A 1,594-nucleotide genomic window follows, 5' to 3' on the forward strand; every position below is an offset into this window, starting at 1 on the left:
TCGGCAATTCGGAAGTGAAGAAGCTGGAAGATCGCGTCCGCGAGCTGGAGCGCATGCTCGGCCGCAAGACGATGGAGGTCGAAATCCTTCGGGAAGCCTTGTCCAAAGCAGACTCAAAAAACGTATGGCCCGCCCCGTTTGCAATAGGATTTTTACGATGTTCTGATCAGTCTGCGTCAACGTATACGGTCTCATGAGCACCCCCATGGCCAAGATGGACATCCGCACGTTCAGAGCCCCATAAACGGATCGGCAGTTAATGCCATTTTTTTGACCGGGCTTTCCAAACGCCGTTCGACTGTCAGGCCATCTTCACGATCCTTCCTGCAAACCTCATAGGCTACGCGTTCTCATTGCCTAGCCGGTCTGATTACGCTACCGCAGGGCAACTGCGATCAAAGCCTGTTTCCTTACGCAAAACGGCCCATGCTATCCGCGCCAATTTGTTTGCTAGCGCTACAACCATGACGTTGCGGTGAACACCACGCTCCATCATTGCCTTAAGCCAACGGCCCGTTGGCGTATCACTCTTTGAGAGTGATGGCAGTGACGCTCGAGCGCCATGGATGAGCAAAGTGCGTAAATAGGTATTGCCACGTTTCGATATCCCAAGCAGTCGGGGTTTACCGCCGGTGCTGTACTGTCGAGGTACCAGTCCGAGCCAGGCACCCAGATCGCGCGCTTTGGCAAAGCTGCTTGCATTACCTACAGCGGCGACCAAAGCCGTGGCATTGAGTACGCCTATACCGGGGATAGTCGTCAGTCTACGCGTGGCCGCATCATTGCGTGCCAACTGGATAAGCTCAGTATTCAATGCTCCGATCTTTGTGTCGAGCTCTTGCCACTCGGCGCGTAATTCACGAACCAGTTGTTGTACACGCGACGATAATAACTTCACATCTTCGGCTAGCATGCTGTCCACGCCGAGTTCCAGTTTCCGCCGCCCGGCAGGAAAGATCACCCCGCGTTCCAGTAGAATTGCGCGAAGCTGATTGATGAGGTTTGTTCGCTCTGCCACAAGGCGAGAACGCACCCGATGCAGTGTCTGGATGTCCAGTTGCTCCTGGCTCTTCAGATCGACGAAACGCATCGTCGGTCGAGATGCAGCTTCGGCAATACCCTCAGCATCCCGATCATCATTTTTCTGGGCTTTGATATACGGGCGAACATATTCCGGCGACATCAGCCGGACCTCGTGACCTCGTTCCGTAAACAAGCGGCCCAGATGATGAGCTCCGCAGCACGCTTCCATAGCAACTATGCAGGCGGGGAGTTTCGTTACGTAATCAATCAGTGTCTGGCGACGCATCGTTCGACGTGTAACTATTGCGCCGGTAGCGTCGACACCAACGACGCTGCAAGAGTTCTTGCCCAGATCAATTCCAAGGATCATGATGCTCATAGGCCCGTTCCTTTCTTTTTTCGCACCACAGCATCATAACAGACGCTGGGGATAGGGGCGGGCCATTCCATAAACGGATATCGCGGCCGATCTTGTTGCCGAAGGACGGTTCGCGATGAAGGCCGTCGCAGACACGCTGGGCGTATCCCGTTCCAACCTCAACGAGCGGCTGAAAGGCAGATCGAAGCCGCG

1 protein-coding gene and 1 pseudogene are annotated in these 1,594 nt (G+C 54.8%); one reads left to right on the top strand and one right to left on the bottom strand.

Annotation, left to right across the window (positions count from 1 at the left end; all coding sequences use genetic code 11):
* Positions 1 to 197: pseudogene (locus tag ACS5UA_RS22790) on the top strand (hypothetical protein); the annotation flags it as partial.
* A 173-nt stretch (positions 198 to 370) separates the two neighbouring features.
* Here ACS5UA_RS22790 and ACS5UA_RS22795 read toward each other — a convergent pair.
* Positions 371 to 1,402, bottom strand: a complete 1,032-nt coding sequence (locus ACS5UA_RS22795) for an IS110 family transposase (protein WP_113465069.1) — start codon at positions 1,400 to 1,402, stop codon at positions 371 to 373.
* Positions 1,403 to 1,594 lie beyond the last annotated feature (192 nt).

The sequence above is a fragment of the Brucella sp. RRSP16 genome (assembly GCF_052246815.1).
GTDB lineage: Bacteria > Pseudomonadota > Alphaproteobacteria > Rhizobiales > Rhizobiaceae > Brucella > Brucella intermedia.

Bases quoted from the DNA above. Each gene is read 5' to 3' on its own strand.
- ACS5UA_RS22795 (WP_113465069.1), bottom strand. From the start codon at position 1,402: ATGAGCATCATGATCCTTGGAATTGATCTGGGCAAGAACTCTTGCAGC.